This is a genomic window from Brevibacillus sp. B_LB10_24 (genome assembly GCF_046036945.1).
GTDB lineage: Bacteria > Bacillota > Bacilli > Brevibacillales > Brevibacillaceae > Brevibacillus_C.
The window spans coordinates 84,208-103,907 of record NZ_JBJQOQ010000017.1 but is presented as its reverse complement, the minus strand read 5'-3'; the positions used below and the strand labels follow the sequence as shown (position 1 = coordinate 103,907).

Here is a 19,700-nt window from a genome sequence, read left to right as displayed (position 1 = left end):
ATCGCAAGCAGGCGCAGAAGCTGTCGAATTGGTCCCTGGGCAAGGTAAAGCAGTATTTGACTTATAAACTGGAACGAGAAGGGATTGTCCTCCATCTCGTAGATGAATCGTATACGAGTCAGACATGTCCTGTCTGCGGGAAGCGGAACAAAACCACTTCCAGGAATTATCGCTGTAGGTGCGGGTACAGCGAGCATCGGGATCTGCACGGAGCCAGGAATATCCTCAGCCGAGCATTATATGGCGAGTTCCTGCATTTTGATGTAGAAAGCAAGAGAAAGTATCTACGGATTGCGTAGGCAAGAAGTAGTAGATGGGCTGTTCCGCCCCCGATGTCTCAAAGAGACATTGGTTGCTTACTAAGGCAACTTCACAGATACCCCGTACTTAGATATGGAGTAGATGGGGCAAATCCCTATCTACAAAAGGTACATGAAGTTGCCCATGGTAAGAAGCCCCGACTTCAACTTGCGTTAGCGAGTAAGTTGGGGAGGTTCACCAGATCCTATTTCATTGGCCAGGAGCAGATAAGCGGCACTTATATGCCTGCATTTGGCATGGATGCTTGGTTAACGATTATCGTGCTTGCTATGCATGCGATTTGGAGCACTTGCATCCCCGTTATACTAGTAGAATCGTTATTTCCTGAATTTGGTAACGGGCCATGGCTAAAGAGGAAAGGGCTTTTTTTTACAGTCTTTCTTTTCATGATTGGATCAGTGTATCTCTGCTACGCAAGCTATTTGGAAAAGAAATTTTTCGCCTCGGCGCCAGAACTAATAGGAACTGTTGTAGCTGTCATTGTGCTTATTACCGCTGCTTTTACACTATGTACTCGAACGAGAGTTCTAAAAACAGGGTTTACCCCGAATCCCTGGATTGTTGGTTTTATTTCGTTAGCTGCTTCCAGTCTATTTATGCTTACAGATTTGCTTCATGGCTGGATTACAGTTATTGTATGCCTATTGCTCGCTTTCGTTTTCTTCACATTCATTTATATCTGGTCATATCGCATAGGATGGGGCAACATGCACCGCCTTGCAATCACAGGAGGCGGAATATTAACCTATTCTTGGCTGTGCTGCAATCGACCGCTGCCATGTCGAATACGGCAATACGATTATCAATTTTGCCGAGAGAGCGTCACGGCCCGTACATTTCGCTTTGACAAGTCAACTCATAAGTCCGACAAGCCAAATCAAAAAACGAATCGAAACAATCGCAAGCTTTCGGGCTGAATCAAATCGGTTGAAAATCAAGAGCATGGCTGTCGTTTTGCTTGCGGGACTCTTGGTTTTATGCCAGATTCCGGTTGTCTCCGCGATGGCCCGCGACGATCAACGCTATTCCTTTACGGGGGAGCGTACCGTTTATGAGAATCTAAGTCCCTATTTTTCCGGTTATGAAGGAGCTTTTGTCTTATACGACATGCAAGCCGATCAATATCATATCTACAACGAAGGGAAAAGCACATGGAGGGTGTCCCCGGATTCCACTTACAAAATTTACAGCGGTTTGATTGGTCTTGAGTTGGGTGCCATTTCGGACAAACATTCGACAATCGAATGGAACGGCGTCGTGTATCCTTACGATGAATGGAACAAGGATCAAAATTTGTTTACGGCGATGAAGAGCTCAGTCAATTGGTACTTCCAGGCGATGGAGAGCAGAATGGATCGCAGGGATTTGCAGGCATTTGTCAAACAAATTCATTACGGGAACGCCAATATTTCCGGCGGACCGGAGCCGTATTGGATGGAATCTTCCTTAAAAATATCTCCGGTTGAGCAGGTACAATTACTGAAGGCCTTGTACACAAACCAATTCGGATTCGAGGAAAAACATATCCAGACCGTGAAGGATGCGATTAAATTGGAAGAGATGGGCGGCGCGCTTCTTTACGGCAAGACTGGAACAGGTACTGTAAATCACAAAAATACGAACGGTTGGTTTGTTGGCTATGTAGAGAAGAATGGGAACACCTACTTCTTTGCAACGAACATCCAAAATGAAGATCACGCAGACGGGAGTACGGCGGCGGATATTTCACTGAGGATTTTGAGGGATAAAGGCATATATGGAGATGGGAAGTGATCAGGATGTCTCACCAGGTACCGAGAATTTCGGAAGCGGAATGGGAAGTCATGAACGTGCTTTGGGAAAAGGCGCCGCAAACGGCTAGCGAAGTGATTCACGTTTTGCAGGAAAAAACAGATTGGAAGCCCAAAACGATCCGTACCCTTTTGGATCGCCTGGTAAAAAAGCAAGTAGTTGGCGTCAATCAGGATCAAAAAGTGTACACTTTCTTTCCTCTATACTCGCAAAGCGAATGTCAATACGCCGAGGCGCAGTCTTTTCTCCAACGAATTTATGGCGGGACGATGAAATCGATGCTTGTTCAGTTTTTTGAAGAGCAATCGATAACGGAAGAGGAGATCAAAGAGCTGCGGACCATTTTGAGTGAGAAAACGGATAAACATAACAGATGAGGCCGGCACGAGTACTGTTATAATCAAAGGCTTATCACTTCGGGGGTTTCCAAAGAGATAAGCCTTTTACCTTTGGTTTTGGGAAGTTTCCATTGTTTCCACAGGCTCGTTCATGAACCAAATGACTAATGATTTGCGTAAAAGCAATAGGGCGAGAATTTTTTTGAAAATATACTTTAATTTCTTAGAAGAGTGGCATATAATAACATAAAAAAGGGAAAGCGGTTAACTAGAATTAGGATAAACTCTGTTCGAGCTTTTGTCCGATTTATTTTTTTTACTTGGGTAAAGCGCTTTCCCTGATTTGTGATAGGGGGTATTTACTCGTTTAAACAGCTTTTGTCGAATAGCTTTGTCGTTTCATCAGAATCACACGACGGTTTCTACCAAGGAGGGAACGTAAATGAAAGAGGGAATACAGCCGGATCAACTGGCCCTACTGCAAAAGACATCCGCACAGGCTCGCAAACTGATAGTAGAGACGGTTCATCATGCCAAAGCGGGCCATATTGGCGGGCCGATGTCGGCAACCGATATCCTTGTCGCTCTCTACTTCGATATATTGAATATCAAACCGGAGCAGCCGGAGTGGGAGGATCGCGATCGATTCGTACTGTCCAAAGGGCATTCCGCTATCGCTCTGTACAGTGTCTTGGCGCTGCGCGGTTATTTTCCGCAAGAGGAGTTAGCGACCTTTGATGCGATAGACTCCCGGCTGCAGGCGCATCCGGACATGCTGGCGCTGCCGGGTCTGGACATGTCTACAGGGTCTCTTGGGCAAGGCATCTCCGCAGCGGTTGGCATGGCGCTGGGAGCCAAACTGAGAGGAAAATCTTTTTATACGTACTGCATGCTTGGGGACGGAGAGTCACAGGAAGGCCAGGTATGGGAAGCGGCGGATATCGCTGTGCGCTATAGCCTGGACAACCTGATTGTCATCCTGGATTACAACAAACTGCAGCAATACGGATGGAGCGGAAAAGAGAGCGAACGCGACAGACCGGTCCATGACCCGCAGGCGCGGTGGGAGGCTTTTGGCTGGAATGTCATCAGTATCGACGGCCACGATCCGGAGCAAATCATTTCCGCTTGCCAACAAGCCAAACGGCACGTCGGTTCTCCTACATTGATTATCGCTCACACCGTCAAAGGAAAAGGAGTCAGCTTTATGGAGAACAACTATTTGTGGCATTCCCGGATTCCGACAGACAAAGAGCTTGAATGGGCTTTGCAAGAGATTGGGAAAGGAGTTTGATCCGATGATACAGATTCAGCCTGGGAAAGAGACAGCGATGCGGGACGTTTTTGGAGACACCTTGCTGGCGATGAGCGTAAAAGACAAGAACATTCTGGGACTTGACGGCGATTTGGCTAATTCCACCAAACTGGATAAGCTCGCCGAACACAATGCCGGACAGTTTTTGCAGATGGGGATTGCGGAACAAAACATGCTTGGCGTTGCCGCGGGACTGGCTACGGTGGGGTACCAGCCATGGGTTTGCTCGTTTGCTGCGTTTATCGTCAAACGGGCATTGGATCAGATCGCCATTTCCATTGCTCAGCCCAAGCTCGATGTCAAAATGATTGGCGCATACAGCGGGCTTTTGACGGGGTGTACGGGTAAAACGCACCAGGGATTAGAGGATATCGCGATCATGCGGAGCATCGCAAACATGGTGGTGCTGGCTCCTGCGGACAGCATCGAATTGAAAAAAATGATGGAATTTTCCCATCAGTACAAGGGACCGGTATACATCCGCATCGCGCGTGATCCGCTGCCGCAGATCTTCTCCGAAGAGCAGTATCAGTTTCACTTAGGGAAAGGGGTTACCCTTAAAAGCGGAACAGATGTGACCATCGTCTCGACGGGGACACAGACAAGCCGGGCATTGGCAGCGGCTGAACAGCTGGAGCAGCAAGGAATCTCCGTGTCGGTGCTGCATTTGCCTTCGATCAAGCCGATCGACAAGGAAGCGATTATGAAAGCAGCCGAAAGCACCGGCCTTTTGATCACAGCGGAAGAACACAATGTATTCGGCGGTTTGGGCAGTGCGGTTGCGGAGGTGCTGGTCGAGCACAAGCCCGTTCCGATGGTGCGAATCGGGGTACAGGACCGCAACTCGGAGTCAGGACCGAATGACCAACTACTGAAAAAGTACGGTATCTCCGTCGACGATATGGTTCACGTCGTGAAAGAAGCCGTTTCCAAAAAACGACAAGGCTAAGGGAAGACGGCCCCAGGCGGGTAAAATCGGCTGGTTCCGGTACAACTGTCCGGGAAATGCCGGAACCCACAGCCGTTGTCATGTCTTTCATTTGGAAGCACAAAAGGAGTGGGCAACTGTGAGAGGAAACTGCCTCATCGCTCAGTCGGGCGGACCAACGGCAGTCATCAACAATTCGCTTTGCGGCATCTTAAAGCAGGCACTGGAAGGCAACGGGATGGGTCAAATCTACGGCGCCAAGCGGGGAATCTACGGCATGTTGAACGGCGATTACCTCAACCTGGCGAACCTTCCCCGTGTGACGTGGGACAATCTCCGGTTCAGTCCCGGTGCCGCCCTTGGTTCCTGGCGTTACAAGCTGACTGTTGAAGAGGTCAGTTGCATTATCGAGCACATGCGCTCACGTGACATCCGCTACTTTTTCTACATCGGCGGGAATGGCTCGATGCAGGTTGCGTACATGATCGAGCAGCAGGCGAAAGATATGGGATACGATCTGACGGTGATTGGCGTTCCCAAGACGGTAGACAACGATTTGACCGGTACGGACCATGCACCCGGATTTGGCAGTGCGGCAAAATTCGTCGCCACGTGCGTTCTCGACATTGCCATGGATATCAGAAGCTTGCCGGGCAGCAAGCGCGTCACCATCGTGGAAACGATGGGCAGAAACGCCGGCTGGCTCGCGGCATCCAGTGCGCTGGCCGGCGGGTGTGAGTCGATCATTCCGCCTCTCATCTACATACCGGAAGATCCGTTCTCCACCGACCAATTCCTGCAGGACATCCACGTGCAGTATGGTCGCTATGGAAGTGCGCTGGCTGTCGTCTCTGAAGGCATCAGGGATCACACAGGACGGCTGCTCGCGGAAGAATCGATCGCCAATGATCCGGTCGGCCGCCCGCAGCTCGGCGGTGTCAGCACGTATTTATCGCAGATCGTCAACGCCGAAACCGGGTTGCAAGCCCGCACAGTGCTGCCGAGTATCTGGCAGCGCAGCGGGATGCTGTTTTCTTCCAAGAGAGATGCCGATGAGGCGTTTCAGGCAGGGAAGGCGGCTGTTCAATTTGCCCGGGCAGGAAAGACAGGGGTGATGGTTTCGCTTCAGCGGATCAGTCACCACCCCTACAAGGTCTCCTATGAACCTGTCTCCTTGCAAGAAGTGGCGATGCGCGAGAGGCTGTTTCCATCTGAATGGTACGATCGGCGCACCCGCTCGGTAGACACGCCGTTCATTGAATACGTTACCCCGCTGATCCAGGGAGAGGTGTTTGTGCCGATGAACAATGGACTCCCGGCGTACAATACGATTTCATTTTCGATGTAAAAAGGAGTGGCAGCATTGACCATATACAAAGTAGCGGTAATCCCGGGCGACGGGATCGGACCAGAGGTCATCGCCGAAGGCATCAAGGTCCTGAACAGGGCAGCCGAACTGGATGGCCGTTTCCGCTTTGAGTTCACCCACTTTCCATGGGGATGCGAGTACTACGCCAATAACGGAAAGATGATGGATGACGACGGCCTGGAACAATTGAGCCGCTTTCAAGCGATCTACTTGGGTGCTGTCGGCTATCCCGGAGTACCCGATCATATCTCGTTGTGGGACTTGCTGTTGAAAATCAGAAAAGGATTTGATCAGTATGTCAACCTTCGGCCCATCACCCTGTTGAAAGGTGCTCCTTGTCCGCTTCACAATGTCAGCCGGGAGCAAATCGACATGCTGGTGATCCGGGAAAACACGGAAGGCGAGTACGCGGGAGCAGGTGATTGGCTGTTTCCAGGTCAAGAGCATGAGGTCGTTTTGCAGACGGGCGTTTTCTCCCGCAAGGGTACGGAACGGATCATCCGTTACGCCTACGAGGTTGCCCGCGCGACTGGCAAAACGCTGACCAGCATCAGCAAGGCAAACGCGCTGAACTACTCCATGGTGTTCTGGGACCAGATATTCGCCGAAGTGGGCAAGGAGTATCCCGATGTGCAAACAACCAGCTACCTGGTGGATGCCGCCAGCATGTTTTTCGTCAAACAGCCGGAGCGGTTCCAGATCGTGGTGACATCCAATCTGTTCGGGGACATTTTGACTGATCTGGGAGCGGCCATCGCCGGCGGCATGGGGTTGGCAGCCGGGGCCAACATCAATCCGGAGCGAACTTACCCGTCGATGTTTGAACCGATTCACGGTTCCGCCCCCGATATTGCCGGGAAGGGCCTTGCCAACCCGCTGGCTGCGGTCTGGTCGGCAAGTCAAATGCTCGACTTCTTCGGCCAGGAAGAGTGGGGGAAAGCCGTACTGCAAGCGATCGAGGACATGCTGGTCGAGGCGGATACGCTTACGCCCGATATGGGAGGCACAGCTTCGACGCGAGAGGTTGGAGACAAGGTGACGTCTCTGCTGCGATCGCCGGTGAAGTGATTTGCACGGCAGGCAGGCAGGAAGGAAGGACAGGCATAGAAGCAGTCGATAGAGTCTCTCGATAGCCCCCGGGCAGGCAGCAGTCTTCGGCGTATTGCGAAACCAGATAAATTCCTGTATACTATATCGATAAAGCGCTTTCCTTATTCGTAGGATAGGTATGGCTTTTTATCAATAGATTAGGAAGGTTTTTACGATGAAACCAACCATATATGATGTCGCAAAGGCTGCCGGGGTATCGATTGCAACTGTATCGAAGGTAATCAACAACACTGGCAGGATCAGCGAAAAGACGAGAAAACTTGTTTTGAATATTATGAAGGAAATGAATTACCAACCCAGTGTGGTCGCTTCTGCTTTAACCGGCAAATCTACCTACACGATCGGATTGATGATTCCGGATCTGGCCAACCCGTTTTTTTCCGGGCTCGCCCGCAGCATCGAGGATCACGCTCATGTACTGGGCTACAACATCGTGATCTGCAGCACGGACTACGAGCCTGACAAGGAAGCGAAGTACATCTCACTATTGCTGCAGAAGAGTGTGGATGGAATCATTCTCGCCTCCGGGTTTGAAAATATCGATGCGGTCAAGGAATTAATCAAGCAAAAGGTGCCGCTTGCCATCCTAGCGCGTGAAATTCCTTCCCTTGAAGTCGACACCGTAGCGATTGACGACTGCCTCGGCGGCTATCAGGCAGCTTCTCATCTGATCGGTCTCGGCCATAAAAAAATCGCCATTATCGCCCGCGATCTGTGGAGCAATAGAGAGCGGATGCGCGGATACAGGCTTGCGCTCGACGAAGCCGGTATTTCCTATGGCAAGGAAGTCGAGTACGTCCGTGAATCCAATGTGGAGAGCGGCAAGCAGCTGGCGGAGAAGCTTCTGCGGTCAGAGGATCCTCCTACAGCGATTTTTGCCTGCAATGACCTGTTGGCGGTAGGAGCGATTCAGGCCGCTCGCGAACGGGGAATGTCCGTCCCGGCTGACCTGTCAATCGTCGGATTTGACAATACCGTTTGGGCGTCGGCCATCGATCCGCCGTTGACTACCGTGGCCCAGCCGATCAGGGATATGGGAACGCAAGTGATGAATTTGCTCGTACAAGAAATCAACGGTCAGAAAAAATACAAGCAGCGGATCATGCTCCTGCCTGAATTGGTCGTACGCGGTTCTACAGCAAAGCACGGATAATGCAATGCTAAGCCAACCCTTCACGCGATACACTTCGCGGGAAGGGTTTTTTTCTGATCCGAAGAGAAAAAATAAAAAAACTGATGAAAAGTATCTTTAAATTTAGAACAATCTAGTCTATAATTCAAAACATGAACTTAGTAAAGCGCTTAACCCAATGGATAGAATGAAAGAAACGAGAGAGGTGTTTTAACTGTGAAGGCACTCGTGAAGACGAGACCGGGTATCGGCCATGTCGAAGTGATCGACGTTCCGGAGCCGGGCTGTCAGGCGAACAGCGTGAAAATTGAGGTAGCCTATACCGGCATATGTGGTACCGATCTGCACATTTACCATGACACATTTAAAAATTACCCTCCGGTCATTATGGGGCATGAGTTTTCCGGGATTGTTTCTGAGGTAGGGGATGGGGTTGCGAAGTACAAAAAGGGCGATCGGGTGACCGTTTTGCCGTCGACGGCGGTGACATGCGGCACATGTCCGTACTGCAAAGTGGGCCACTACATGTTCTGCCCGGAGCGTCGGGGGATGGGACACGGTGTCAACGGCAGTTTTACCAAGTACGTCGTCGTGAGAGAGGATATGGTGTACAAGATTCCCGACTCGGTAACGTTGGAAGAAGCAGCCCTTGCCGAACCGCTGGCTTGCGCGGTACAAGCTATCGAAGAGTTGACCGAGATCCGCGTAGGAGACACCGTTCTTTTATCCGGTCCTGGTCCCATCGGTCTCGTCTGCCTTTCGCTCTTGAATATGAAGGGCAGCAAGGTGATTGTGGCAGGTACAGACGTCGATTCCATGCGGCTGGAGCTGGCGGCAAAAATGGGGGCAGACCTCATCGTAAATGTAAGCAGCGAGGACCTGGAGGCTGTCGTACATAGAGAGACAAACGGCATCGGTGTAGACGTTGCGATCGAATGCGCCGGAGCGGGACCCTCTATCCGCAACTGTTTGAAAACGCTTAAGAAACGCGGCAAGTACATTCAAGTAGGGATCGTAGGCAAGGAAGTTACGCTTGATTTTGACACGATCCTGTACAAACAGCTTGAAGTGTTTGGGTCGCTTGCCCACTCGATGCAGACCTGGGACCGAGTCATGAGCATCCTCGGCCAAGGGAAAATCAAGCTTGCTCCGCTGCTAACGGATATCTTCGAACTGAGCCGCTGGCAGGAAGCGTTTCAGATGTGTGAAGAGAAAAAAGGAGCGAAGGTATTGATTCGCTACGACGAATAGAAATTGGTTTTTTTTTGCTAAGGTAAGCGCTTACTGAAAAGCTGCTGCCGGCCATTCAAAAAGAGAGCGGCAGGAGAATCCCAGAGGAAGAAAGGGGAAGGGAAGACATGTTGAAGACGGAAGCGGATGGCCGCCCGAATCATGCGGCTCTTCCGGAGACGATGAAGGCGGGGTTTCTGGATAAACCACTGGAGGTCAACGTCAGGAAGATTCCCGTTCCGGAAGTAACCGGCACCGAGGTGCTGATCAGGGTCGAGGCCGTGGGAGTATGCGGTTCGGATGTCCACTATTACGCTCACGGGCGAATTGGCAAGCGCCTGGTGCAGTATCCGCACATACAGGGACATGAGTGCGCGGGAACAGTCGTCGCCATAGGCGACAAAGTGACCCGATTTCAGCTTGGAGACCGCGTGGCAATCGAACCATGGGTCACCTGCATGAGCTGCAAGTGGTGCAAGGAAGGCAGGTACAATCTGTGTCCTGATGTGCAGTTCCTCTCTACGCCGCCGGTTAAAGGGGCATTCGTGCAGTACCTCAAGCACCGCGAAGATTTTCTGTTTCCGCTGCCTGACCACTTGTCGTTCGAACATGCAACGCTGGCCGAGCCGTTGTCAGTCGGTTTGCATGCGGTCAGAAGAGGAGGCCTCGAACCGGGGTCTACCGCGGCGATTATCGGGATGGGACCTGTTGGCTTAATGACGGTGATGGCCGCCAAGGTGTTTGGAGCGAAAGAGATCATCGCCTGTGACGTGGTTCCCCTTCGTCTGGAGGCGGCAAAGAAACTGGGTGCGACGAAAGTGATCAACGTCGCCGAGAAAAACGTCGGGGACGAGATCCAATCGTTGACGGCAGGCCTTGGTGCAGACGTAGTCCTTGAGACCTCTGGAAACGACAAAGCCCTGCAGTCGTCGGTTGAACTGGTCAAGCGCGGCGGCGCCCTGGTCGTCATCGGGTTTCCCGCAGAGGAAGCGGTTCCGCTGAACGTAACCCTGATGCTGCAAAAGGAAATCAATCTCTACTCGGTCTACCGCTACACAAACACCTATCCGCTGGCGATCGAACTGCTGGCTTCCGGGGACTTTCCGGTAGACGAAATCATTACCGACCGGTATTCGCTTGATGAAATTCAGCAGGCGATGGAGCAGGCGCACACCAATAAAAGCGGCAGCTTGAAAGTCATGGTGTACCCCAATCAATAACACATCTCCGCTTCGGCGGATTCGATCGAGCATTTACCTAAACAGCTGTATAGAAAAGGGAGGAATAATCGTGAAGAAGACAGTGAAATGGCTTTCAGTAGTGGCAGCATTGGCCTTGACGTTGACTGGCTGCGGAGGCGGCGGAACGTCTACAGGTTCTGCGGGTTCAGGAGCTTCCGAAAATGGCGCGGGCGCTGGCGGAGGCGAGAAAAAGGTATTCAACCTCAGCATTCCGGAGCCGGAAGGGGCGAAATTCGACATCGCGGCCAAGGCGTTTAAAGAGGAACTGGAGCGCCTGACAGACGGTCAGCTCTCCGTCAAAATTTACTACAACAACACATTTGGAGGAGAGCGGGAAGTATTCGAAATGATGGGGCTCAACTCCCTGCACATGGGGTTGATTTCCGCCGGGCCGATGGGCAACTGGGTAAAAGAATTCAACATGTTTGACCTGCCGTTTCTATTTGACAATCTGGACCACGCACATGCTGTACTGGACGGTGAGATCGGCCAGGAGCTGTCCGAAAAATTTGAGCAGGCGGCAAACGTAAAAATTCTCGGGTGGATGGAAAACGGTTTCGTCACCACTACTTCCAACAAGCCGCTGCAAACGGTTGATGATGTCAAACACATGAAAATACGCGTCCAGGAAAATGAAGTCCAGATCGATACCTGGAAAGCCTACGGCGCAGATCCGACGCCGATGGCCTGGACCGAAGTGTTTACGGCTCTTCAGCAGAAGGTGATTGACGGGCATTCCAATTCGCCGGCGACGATCAAATCGTCGAAGATTTACGAAGTTCAGTCTCATGTGACGCTGCTGGAAGACAGATTCTCTCCCGCGCCGCTGGCGATGAGCAAAGCGACTTTCGACTCGCTGACGAAAGAACAGCAGGATGCCGTGATGAAAGCTGCTCAGTACGCTGTTCCGATCGGACGGAAAGCGAATCAGGACAAGATTGACGAAGCGATGGCTTTCTTCAAGGAACAGGGAATTACCATTGTGAATCCTGACAAGGAATCTTTTAAAGCCAAGGCAGAAAGCGTCTATGAAAAGTGGGCGCCGCAGATCGGTAAAGAGATGATCGACAAGGTGAGAAACTATAAATACTAGACGGGATAGCGGGGGTGGCGGCTTTATGCCGCCGCTCCGATCCTAAGACGGGAGGAAGACGATGAGAGACATCCTGCAGAGGTACGTCCAACTGATCGATCTCTTGAATAAGCTATGCGGCTGGTGTTTGGCCGTCATTATGGCCGTCATGTCCATTCTGATCTTTTGGCAGGTGGCAGCCCGTTACGTGTTCGGTTCCTCGCTGGCATGGTCCGAGGAGCTGTCCCGGTTTTTAATGATCTTCATGGTCCTGATGGGGGCGGCGGTGGCGCTTGGCAAAGGAAGTCTGATCGCTGTAGAGATCGTGCCGGAAATGGCAAAAGACAGTTTGAAAAGATGGATCAGGCTCTCCACCCATGTTGTTTCTTTGATTTTTTACGCAATTTTGATCATCTACGGCTGGAAATTGGCGAAAAACTTTGCCGGACAAATTGCGCCGGGAACGGGAATCTCGATGTTTTGGATCTACTTGTCGCTGCCGATCGGAGGATTCCTGCTGTTCTTGAATTCGATTTCGAGCATGATCAAAGAGTTTAATCAGGCGAAGGGGTGAAAAAATGCTCGCGATCTTCTTTCTGTTGCTTTTTGTTCTCCTGTTTTTAAGCGTGCCGATCGCCTCCTCATTGAGCCTGGCGACGATTGCCGGCGTCTGGATGCACGATACACTTCCGATGCAGATCATACCGCAGCGCATTTTTATCGCCCTGAACTCATTTCCGCTAATGGCGATTCCTTTCTTTATCCTGGCCGGAAATCTCATGTCCGCAGGCGGGATGTCGCAGCGTCTCGTCAACTTTGCCGGAACATTGGTCGGACATCGCACCGGCGGTTTGGCGATGGTGGCCATCGTTACTTCCATGTTTTTTGCCGCGATTTCCGGTTCGGGGGCGGCGACGACCGCAGCGATCGGGTCTATCCTCATTCCGGCGATGGTGGCCAGAGGCTATCACATCGAGTACGTAAGTGCCAATCAAGCTGTCGCCGGAGCTTTAGGGGTCATTATCCCGCCCAGCATTCCGATGATTTTATACGGGGTTGCCGCAGAGGTTTCGATAGGGGACATGTTTTTGTCGGGTATCCTGCCAGGATTGCTGATCACGGCGTCGCTGCTGGTGAGCGCCTATATCATCGCCAAAAAACGCGGGTACCACGGGGTAGAGCGCAAGAGCATGAGCGATGTGGGGAAGGCGTTTAAAGAGGCGATACTGGCGCTGTTAATGCCCATCATCGTGCTGGGCGGAATCTATTCCGGGGTATTTACGCCAACGGAGGCATCGGTCGTTGCCGTTGTTTACTCGTTCATCGTCGGGTTTCTGATTTACCGCGAAATAAGCTTTCAAAAGCTTGTCGAGACACTGAGAAGCTCTGCGATCTCCAGTTCGATCATTATGATTGTGATCGGGGCCGCCGGTTTGTTTGGCTTCTTTCTCAGCATCACGGGTGTGCCGGATATGTTGTACGATGCGATTTCCGGCTTAATCTCCAGTAAATACGTGTTCTTGATCATCGTCAATATTCTCCTCTTGATTGCCGGGATGTTTATGGATGGAGGCGCTGCCATTCTCATCTTCGTTCCATTGCTGTTTAACACAGCGGTAAATTTGGGGATCGACCCGGTTCACTTCGGAACCATTATGGTGGTCAACCTGGCGATCGGTTTGGTGACGCCGCCGGTTGGCATCGACTTGTTCGTGGTTTCCCAGATTTCCAAAATCTCGATCAGTCGAGTCGCAAGGGCAGCCGTACCCTTGATTTTCCTTCTCATTTTCGACGTGTTGATCGTCTCGTTCGTACCGTTCCTGTCCACCTGGATCCCGTCATTGCTGAAGTAGCGAAAAGAATTACGCGTTTGTCCCGCATTTTGCCGGTGACATGCCATCTTGACGAAAAACCATCCCGAATCACCTATGAAGGCAAACGGGATGGTTTTTCGTAATGGATCATCTGTAAAAAAATGTCAATGCACGATCAACACCGGACAGCTTGCCAACTGGGACACCTTATGGCTGACGCTGCCGAGCATCATTTCCTTGATGCCGCTCAGCCCGCGGCTGCCGACGACAATCAGCTTAAAACCGCCAGCTTTGCCCTTTTCCAGAATGGTGAGGGCCGGGTCTCCTTTTACGTAGAGAGTTTCGGCGTCTACACCGGCCTCTTCCGCTAGTTTTTTGGCGTGGCTCAGCAATTTGTTGCCTTCCTTTTCGACTTCTTCCATCATTTCGGCGAATTGACCTTGGGGGATGTACATGGCACCGCCAATCCAGGAGGAGGAAAAAACCGCTTCTTTTCCAGCGTGAAGAATCGTAAGCCGGGCCTGATTCGATTTTGCGATGCTGAGTGCTGCCTCAAACGCTTTGCGACTCATTTCCGAACCATCAATCGCGACGAGTATTTTATCAAACATCTTTTCTCTTCCCTTCTATATATATTTTCCTTTCACCCACATACCGATTTCTGCCTGCGCCAAGGCCGAAGATGAAGAGGAGGATCGCCACTGTGCCGAGCATGTACAGCGGCACCGTCCAACCTTGTGTGGCATCGTGCAGGTAGCCGAACAGCGTCGGTCCCACGGCGGCCAGGAGGTATCCAAACGATTGCGCCATACCTGACAGCTCCGCCGATTGTTGAGCCGTCTTAGTGCGAAGGCCGAAAAACATCATCGACAGACTAAAGGCAGAACCTGCGCCGATCCCCATCATGATCACCCACAGCGGTATCAGCGCCGTACTGCCGTAGAGTACGCCCAGTACCCCGCAGAAAAACAGTGAGGCGGTGATCCCGGCCAAGAGCTGCTGATTGGCCAGACGGCCGGCGAGGATCGGGACGAGGAATGTAAACGGCAGTACGGAAAACTGCATCAGCGACAGCATCCACCCGGAATAATCGGCGGCGAGTCCCTGCTGTTTCATGATTTCCGGGAGCCAGGCGATCACCGTGTAGAAGAGCAGGGATTGCAGGCCCATGAAGAACGTGACCTGCCAAGCCAGCCCTGACCGCCAGACATTGACCGTCTCCGTCCCTTTCGTGCTGTCGGCTGCTGCCGCCGGTTGGCGCCGGGATCGCATCTGCGGCAGCCAGAAGAGGAGAGAGACGATGGACAGGATGCCCCAGAACCCGAGCGCTCCGTGCCAGCCGAGGCCCAGTCCGAAGGCGAGCGGGATGCTGATGCCCGAAGCAATGGCCCCGCATAGATTCATCGAGACGGAATAGACGCCTGTCATGATTCCGATCTTCTGGGAAAACTCTCTTTTAATCAAGCCGGGCAAAAGGACATTGCAGACGGCGATGGCCAGGCCCAGCAGGATGGTGCCGAGAAACAAGGTTCCGATCCCGCCCAGGGATCTGAGGCCGATGCCGACCGTCAGCAAGCTTAGTGCGGCGAACAGCACAGGCTCCATCCCAAAGCGGCGGGACAGTGTGGGAGCGAACGGCGAAAGCAGCGCAAAAGCGAGCAAAGGCAAGGTCGTCAGAACCCCGGCCGTCGTATTGGAGATGGCCAGACTGTCACGGATCGATCCGGCCAATGCCCCGACAGATGTAAGCGGGGCCCGCAGGACCGCTCCGATAAATAAGATGCCAAGGACCAGCAGCCATCTCTTCTCGTAGGCGGCAGCCCTGGCAGTAGATTGTATTTTTGCTGGAACACTCATGATTCTTCCTCCAACTCCCGCTGTATTTCGCCTTTGACTTTTTCGATGTACGCATGGACCGCTTCCATCGCTTTGGCGGCATTTTTCTCTATGATCGCGTCTACCAATTTTTGGTGGATGCTTTGATGGGTTTCAAGATGCAGCGCGCATTCCGACAGACTGTTGACCGACAGGTGCAAAGCCTCCGTCATGTGCTCGTACAGATCGATCAGTACGCTGTTGTGCGCAGCCTGTACAATCGTCTGGTGCAGCCTGATGTCTGATTCCATATAAGCCTGGAGATCACCGGTTTTCTTGGCTTGATCGCAGACGAGCAAATGGGAACGCATCGTTTCGATGTCTTCCTCCGTGCGTCTGGCCGCGGCCAGACATGCCGCCTCCCGTTCCAGCGCATACCGGACCTCCAGCGTCTCCAGGATATTTGACTGTCTGATCCGCCGCTTGAGTACAGCCCCGAGAGCACTCGCGGAACAGACGTAGGTGCCATCTCCCTGTTTTGTCGCAAGCATTCCGGCATGAACCAGGGCCCTGATCGCTTCGCGCAAAGTATTGCGGCTTACGCCAAGCTCGGCGACCAGCTCCGGTTCGGCAGGGATGCGCATGCCTACATGCCACTGCCCCGATTCAATCAGGGATTCCAGTTGTGCTACCACTTGTTCTACCAGGGAAAAACGATTTGGTTTTTGCAGTGCCAAAAACATATACCTCCAAACATAGGATGATTGGTTATTAGTATTATAGCACATCTTTCTCGTCATGAACACCATGAGCGGTGCAGGCATATTTTTTGGACGTGCCTCCATATACATAGTACAAATCAAGGCGAAATGACGGAGGAGGGGAAGGCCGGGAATGCTTTTGCAAACCATTGCAAGCGGATTGACCATTGGGTGCATCTACGGTTTGGCGGCACTGGGGCTGGTGCTGATCTACAAAACGACGGACGTGGTTAATTTTGCCCAGGGAGAAATGGCGATGTTGACGACGTTCGTCAGCTACATCCTGCTTCAACGATACGGGCTTCCTTATTATGCAGCATTCCTGCTTGCCCTGCTGTTTGCGGCTGTGCTCGGCAACGTGATCCAGCGGTTCATCATGAAGCCCGTGCAGCGGGCGCCGCTGTTGAATCAACTGGTGCTGACGCTGGCGCTCTACATGGTGATCCGCGGGGTGGCGGGAATCATCTGGGGATATATCCCTGTCGGCTACCCGGAGGCGATAGCGGGGGAACCGCTGCAATTGGGACAGGTGTACATCAAGCCGAACGAGATTTTCGTCTTATGTGTCTCTCTACTATTAATGGGTGTTTTTTACGTACTATTCCAGTACACGCGGACGGGACTGGCGATGCGGGCGGCGGCCCAGGACATGCAGACCTCTGAGCTGATGGGCATCAAGGTGACGGGGATATTCACCTGGACGTGGGCTATCGGCGCTGTTTTGGGCGGAGTGGCCGGCATGCTGATCGCGCCGATTACCTTCCTCGATCCCAATATGATGCAGGAAATCGCGATTTTGGCGTTTGCCGCAGCCGTCTTGGGCGGATTTGTCAGCCTGCCCGGAGCAGTTGCCGGAGGCTTGTGCATCGGCGTGCTGGAAAATCTGATCGCTACCTATATATCTGCGGAACTGAAAGCGCCGTTTGTCTTTTTGCTGATCATCCTGATTCTCTACGTTCGCCCCAATGGCCTATTTGGCGTCAGCCAGGCAAGAAAGGTGTGAAGCGCGTGAAAATGCTCCTGCAGCATAAATGGCTGTGGCTGCCGGCGATCCTGATTCTTTTCTATCCATTGATCGTCGGCGGCTCCAACTACTACCTCATCCTGATCAACATGGTGGGCATCTACGCCATATCGGCGATGGCGCTCAACCTCCTGACCGGGTACGGGGGGCAAATCTCCGTCGGCCACTCCGGATTTTTGGCGATCGGCGCATATGCCGCGGCGATTCTTTCCACCAAGCTGGGGGTGACATTCTGGCTTGCCCTGCCGCTCGGCGGCGTGGTGACGGGAGTGATCGGGCTCTTGATCGGGATTCCGGCTGTCAGACTAAAGGGGCACTTTCTCGCCGTCGCCACCTTGGGATTTGCCGTGTCGATTCCGCTGATCGCGATGAAATGGGACTCCTTGACCGGCGGGTTTGCCGGGATCACGGTCAAAAAGCCAAGTTTATTTGCCGGCAGCACGCCGTTTTACTATCTGGTCGTCTTCGTCACCGCGTTTTTGGCCTGGATCATCTACAACCTGATCCACAGCCGTTTGGGCAGAGCGTTTATCGCGATCCGGGAAAGCGAGATCGCAGCCGAGGTCATGGGCATCAACGTTGCTTTGTACAAGGCGTTCATGTTTGCCCTCAGCGCTTTCTTCACCGGCTTGGCCGGCGGACTCTACGTCTTCATGGTCGGCTTTATCAGTCCGAACGACTTCACCTTGACGACGTCGTTCTTGCTCCTGGCGATGATTGTCGTCGGCGGCCTGGCTTCTCTGCCGGGATCGATCCTCGGTGCGGCGCTGCTGACGCTTTTGCCGTACATGACGGACAGGTGGATCGGCGTCACCAATGCAGTCATTGGCCTGGCGATGGGGGCGGTCATCCTGTTTTTGCCGCATGGGCTGGCCTCGCTGTGGAAGCGGCGGAGGAGGCAGGCACAAGCGGCGCAAACCGAAGGAGAAGGCGAGGTGAGCCCATTTGTTAACATTTGAGAACGTGACCCTTGCTTTTGGAGGCCTGACGGCGATCAACCAGCTTTCCTTCACAGTGCAGGAAGGGCAGATTTACTCGCTGATCGGCCCCAACGGAGCGGGCAAAACGACGACGTTTAACTGCATCAATCGACTGTACACTTCCCACTCCGGGCGCATCCGTTTTCTAGGGGAGGACATCGGCGGATACAAGCCGTACCAGATCATTTCCCTGGGAATCGCCCGCAGCTTTCAAAACGTCGAGCTGTTCTCGAAAATGTCCGTCATCGACAACCTGTTGACCGGACTGCATCCTGTGATCAAGCAAAATCCGTTTGCGATCGCGTTTCGCCTGCCGTCGTTCCGCAAATCGGAAAGGGAGGCAGGGAAGCGTGCGGAGGAAGTCTTGGAGCTGCTTGGCCTGTCGCAGATGGCTGGCGAAGAGGTACGAAACCTTCCCTTCGGGTACCAAAAAATGGTAGATATTGGCCGAGCGCTGATGACCAGGCCCAAACTGCTGCTGCTGGATGAGCCGGTTGCCGGGATGAATCCGACAGAGACGGAACACCTGGGTGAGCTGATCAAGCGATTGAAGGAGGAGATGGGGATTACCGTTCTCTTGATCGAACACGACATGTCGCTCGTGATGAACATATCCGACTACATCACCGTGATGAACTTCGGGAGGAAGATTGCCGAAGGTTTGCCCTATGAGGTCCAGCAAAACCCGGAAGTGATCGAAGCGTACTTGGGGGAGGTGGAGACAGGTGCTGGCCATTGAAAACCTGTCTGTCCATTACGGCTATGTGCATGCCCTGCGCAGCGTTTCGCTCCGGGTAAAGCCGGGGAGCATCGTAGCTCTCCTGGGGGCAAACGGAGCGGGGAAATCGACGACCTTGCGAGCGATCTCAAGACAGGTGCAGCCGAAGGAAGGGACGATCCAGTTTGCCGGGGAGTCGCTCTTGAGGCAGAGCGCCAGTGACGTCGTGAAAAAGGGGATCATCCACTGCCCGGAGAACAGGCGCATTTTCCCCAAGTTCACCGTCGAGGAAAACCTGCAAATCGGCGCGTACACCCGCCGGGACGACGAGGTCAAAGCGGATTTTGAAAAGGTGTTCCGCTATTTTCCCCGGCTGAAAGAGCGCCTGAGGCAAATCGCGGGAACGTTGAGCGGCGGCGAACAGCAGATGCTGGCCATCGGCCGTTCGCTGATGGCAAAGCCGCAGCTGCTGCTGTTGGACGAACCCTCGCTCGGGCTCGCTCCCAATATTGTCCGCGACATCTTCGGCATCATCAAGAGAATCAACGACGAGGGCACTGCTATCCTCCTGGTGGAGCAGAACGCCCACAAAGCGTTGGAAATATCCGATTACGCTTACGTGCTGGAAAACGGGAGAATCGAGCTGGAAGGGAACAGTGATCAACTGAAGCAAAACGAGCAGATCAAGCGGCTTTATCTGGGAGGGTGAAGATCAGGACTTCCCCATTCAGGGGAAGGTCC

Annotated in this window: 20 protein-coding genes; 17 read left to right on the top strand and 3 right to left on the bottom strand. The window is 52.8% G+C overall.

What is annotated here, in order from left to right:
• The 13 genes from ACI7RC_RS16365 to ACI7RC_RS16305 all read left to right on the top strand — a co-directional run.
• Window positions 1-299 (top strand): zinc ribbon domain-containing protein (locus tag ACI7RC_RS16365; RefSeq protein WP_408109298.1); only part of this gene is annotated, 299 nt, incomplete at its 5' end.
• 769 nt (window positions 300-1,068) lie between these two features.
• On the top strand, window positions 1,069-2,094 hold the full coding sequence (locus ACI7RC_RS16360; RefSeq protein WP_408109305.1) for a BlaR1 family beta-lactam sensor/signal transducer: 1,026 nt from the start codon (window positions 1,069-1,071) through the stop codon (window positions 2,092-2,094).
• A gap of 5 nt (window positions 2,095-2,099) precedes the next feature.
• Window positions 2,100-2,489 carry a penicillinase repressor BlaI gene (blaI, locus tag ACI7RC_RS16355; protein WP_408109297.1) on the top strand — a complete coding sequence of 130 codons (390 nt, stop codon included), beginning with the start codon at window positions 2,100-2,102 and terminating at the stop codon, window positions 2,487-2,489.
• 403 nt (window positions 2,490-2,892) lie between these two features.
• Entirely contained in the window at window positions 2,893-3,744 is an 852-nt protein-coding gene (locus ACI7RC_RS16350) for a transketolase (RefSeq protein WP_408109296.1), read from the top strand.
• 4 nt (window positions 3,745-3,748) lie between these two features.
• On the top strand, window positions 3,749-4,714 hold the full coding sequence (locus ACI7RC_RS16345; protein ID WP_408109295.1) for a transketolase family protein: 966 nt from the start codon (window positions 3,749-3,751) through the stop codon (window positions 4,712-4,714).
• A gap of 118 nt (window positions 4,715-4,832) precedes the next feature.
• Window positions 4,833-6,041, top strand: a complete 1,209-nt coding sequence (locus ACI7RC_RS16340; protein WP_408109294.1) for a 6-phosphofructokinase — start codon at window positions 4,833-4,835, stop codon at window positions 6,039-6,041.
• A gap of 15 nt (window positions 6,042-6,056) precedes the next feature.
• Window positions 6,057-7,130: a tartrate dehydrogenase gene (locus ACI7RC_RS16335; RefSeq protein ID WP_408109293.1), complete on the top strand. Its 1,074-nt coding sequence runs from the start codon at window positions 6,057-6,059 to the stop codon at window positions 7,128-7,130.
• 196 nt (window positions 7,131-7,326) lie between these two features.
• A complete protein-coding gene (locus tag ACI7RC_RS16330; RefSeq protein WP_408109292.1) occupies window positions 7,327-8,325 on the top strand; it encodes a LacI family DNA-binding transcriptional regulator in 999 nt (332 codons plus the stop codon).
• A 195-nt stretch (window positions 8,326-8,520) separates the two neighbouring features.
• On the top strand, window positions 8,521-9,555 hold the full coding sequence (locus tag ACI7RC_RS16325; protein ID WP_408109291.1) for a zinc-dependent alcohol dehydrogenase: 1,035 nt from the start codon (window positions 8,521-8,523) through the stop codon (window positions 9,553-9,555).
• Window positions 9,556-9,662: 107 nt separating this feature from the next.
• Window positions 9,663-10,754, top strand: coding sequence for an NAD(P)-dependent alcohol dehydrogenase (locus tag ACI7RC_RS16320; RefSeq protein WP_408109290.1), 1,092 nt, complete (start codon window positions 9,663-9,665; stop codon window positions 10,752-10,754).
• A 70-nt stretch (window positions 10,755-10,824) separates the two neighbouring features.
• Window positions 10,825-11,868: a TRAP transporter substrate-binding protein DctP gene (gene dctP, locus ACI7RC_RS16315; protein ID WP_408109289.1), complete on the top strand. Its 1,044-nt coding sequence runs from the start codon at window positions 10,825-10,827 to the stop codon at window positions 11,866-11,868.
• Between the two features lie 61 nt (window positions 11,869-11,929).
• Window positions 11,930-12,421: a TRAP transporter small permease gene (locus ACI7RC_RS16310; protein ID WP_408109288.1), complete on the top strand. Its 492-nt coding sequence runs from the start codon at window positions 11,930-11,932 to the stop codon at window positions 12,419-12,421.
• Window positions 12,422-12,425: 4 nt separating this feature from the next.
• Complete coding sequence (locus ACI7RC_RS16305; protein WP_408109287.1) at window positions 12,426-13,700, top strand: TRAP transporter large permease; 1,275 nt, start codon at window positions 12,426-12,428, stop codon at window positions 13,698-13,700.
• A 125-nt stretch (window positions 13,701-13,825) separates the two neighbouring features.
• Here the strand turns inward: ACI7RC_RS16305 and ACI7RC_RS16300 are convergent, their stop codons facing one another.
• From ACI7RC_RS16300 to ACI7RC_RS16290, 3 genes are read right to left on the bottom strand one after another with little or no spacing between them, the layout of a single operon-like run.
• Entirely contained in the window at window positions 13,826-14,272 is a 447-nt protein-coding gene (locus ACI7RC_RS16300) for a universal stress protein (protein WP_408109286.1), read from the bottom strand.
• Window positions 14,265-15,518: a CynX/NimT family MFS transporter gene (locus tag ACI7RC_RS16295; RefSeq protein WP_408109285.1), complete on the bottom strand. Its 1,254-nt coding sequence runs from the start codon at window positions 15,516-15,518 to the stop codon at window positions 14,265-14,267. Before ACI7RC_RS16295 ends, ACI7RC_RS16300 begins: the two co-directional genes overlap by 8 nt.
• A complete protein-coding gene (locus tag ACI7RC_RS16290; RefSeq protein WP_408109284.1) occupies window positions 15,515-16,213 on the bottom strand; it encodes a FadR/GntR family transcriptional regulator in 699 nt (232 codons plus the stop codon). The genes ACI7RC_RS16295 and ACI7RC_RS16290 overlap by 4 nt, the downstream gene beginning before the upstream one ends.
• A 157-nt stretch (window positions 16,214-16,370) precedes the next feature.
• Between ACI7RC_RS16290 and ACI7RC_RS16285 the strand changes: the two genes are divergently transcribed.
• The 4 genes from ACI7RC_RS16285 to ACI7RC_RS16270 are packed head-to-tail and all read left to right on the top strand — an operon-like array spanning window position 16,371 to window position 19,668.
• Complete coding sequence (locus ACI7RC_RS16285) at window positions 16,371-17,240, top strand: branched-chain amino acid ABC transporter permease (RefSeq protein WP_408109283.1); 870 nt, start codon at window positions 16,371-16,373, stop codon at window positions 17,238-17,240.
• An 11-nt stretch (window positions 17,241-17,251) separates the two neighbouring features.
• A complete protein-coding gene (locus ACI7RC_RS16280; RefSeq protein ID WP_408109304.1) occupies window positions 17,252-18,220 on the top strand; it encodes a branched-chain amino acid ABC transporter permease in 969 nt (322 codons plus the stop codon).
• Window positions 18,207-18,980 carry an ABC transporter ATP-binding protein gene (locus ACI7RC_RS16275; protein WP_408109282.1) on the top strand — a complete coding sequence of 258 codons (774 nt, stop codon included), beginning with the start codon at window positions 18,207-18,209 and terminating at the stop codon, window positions 18,978-18,980. The genes ACI7RC_RS16280 and ACI7RC_RS16275 overlap by 14 nt, the downstream gene beginning before the upstream one ends.
• Window positions 18,967-19,668, top strand: a complete 702-nt coding sequence (locus ACI7RC_RS16270) for an ABC transporter ATP-binding protein (protein WP_408109281.1) — start codon at window positions 18,967-18,969, stop codon at window positions 19,666-19,668. The genes ACI7RC_RS16275 and ACI7RC_RS16270 overlap by 14 nt, the downstream gene beginning before the upstream one ends.
• The last annotated feature ends 32 nt before the right edge of the window (window positions 19,669-19,700 follow it).

Excerpts from the sequence above, each read along its gene's own strand:
- ACI7RC_RS16310 (WP_408109288.1), top strand. The coding sequence starts at position 11,930 with ATGAGAGACATCCTGCAGAGGTACGTCCAACTGATCGATCTCTTGAAT.
- ACI7RC_RS16350 (WP_408109296.1), top strand. The coding sequence starts at position 2,893 with ATGAAAGAGGGAATACAGCCGGATCAACTGGCCCTACTGCAAAAGACA.
- ACI7RC_RS16300 (WP_408109286.1), bottom strand. The coding sequence starts at position 14,272 with ATGTTTGATAAAATACTCGTCGCGATTGATGGTTCGGAAATGAGTCGC.
- ACI7RC_RS16330 (WP_408109292.1), top strand. The coding sequence starts at position 7,327 with ATGAAACCAACCATATATGATGTCGCAAAGGCTGCCGGGGTATCGATT.
- ACI7RC_RS16305 (WP_408109287.1), top strand. The coding sequence starts at position 12,426 with ATGCTCGCGATCTTCTTTCTGTTGCTTTTTGTTCTCCTGTTTTTAAGC.
- ACI7RC_RS16295 (WP_408109285.1), bottom strand. The coding sequence starts at position 15,518 with ATGAGTGTTCCAGCAAAAATACAATCTACTGCCAGGGCTGCCGCCTAC.
- ACI7RC_RS16280 (WP_408109304.1), top strand. The coding sequence starts at position 17,252 with ATGCTCCTGCAGCATAAATGGCTGTGGCTGCCGGCGATCCTGATTCTT.
- ACI7RC_RS16285 (WP_408109283.1), top strand. The coding sequence starts at position 16,371 with ATGCTTTTGCAAACCATTGCAAGCGGATTGACCATTGGGTGCATCTAC.
- ACI7RC_RS16320 (WP_408109290.1), top strand. The coding sequence starts at position 9,663 with ATGTTGAAGACGGAAGCGGATGGCCGCCCGAATCATGCGGCTCTTCCG.
- ACI7RC_RS16345 (WP_408109295.1), top strand. The coding sequence starts at position 3,749 with ATGATACAGATTCAGCCTGGGAAAGAGACAGCGATGCGGGACGTTTTT.
- blaI (WP_408109297.1), top strand. The coding sequence starts at position 2,100 with ATGTCTCACCAGGTACCGAGAATTTCGGAAGCGGAATGGGAAGTCATG.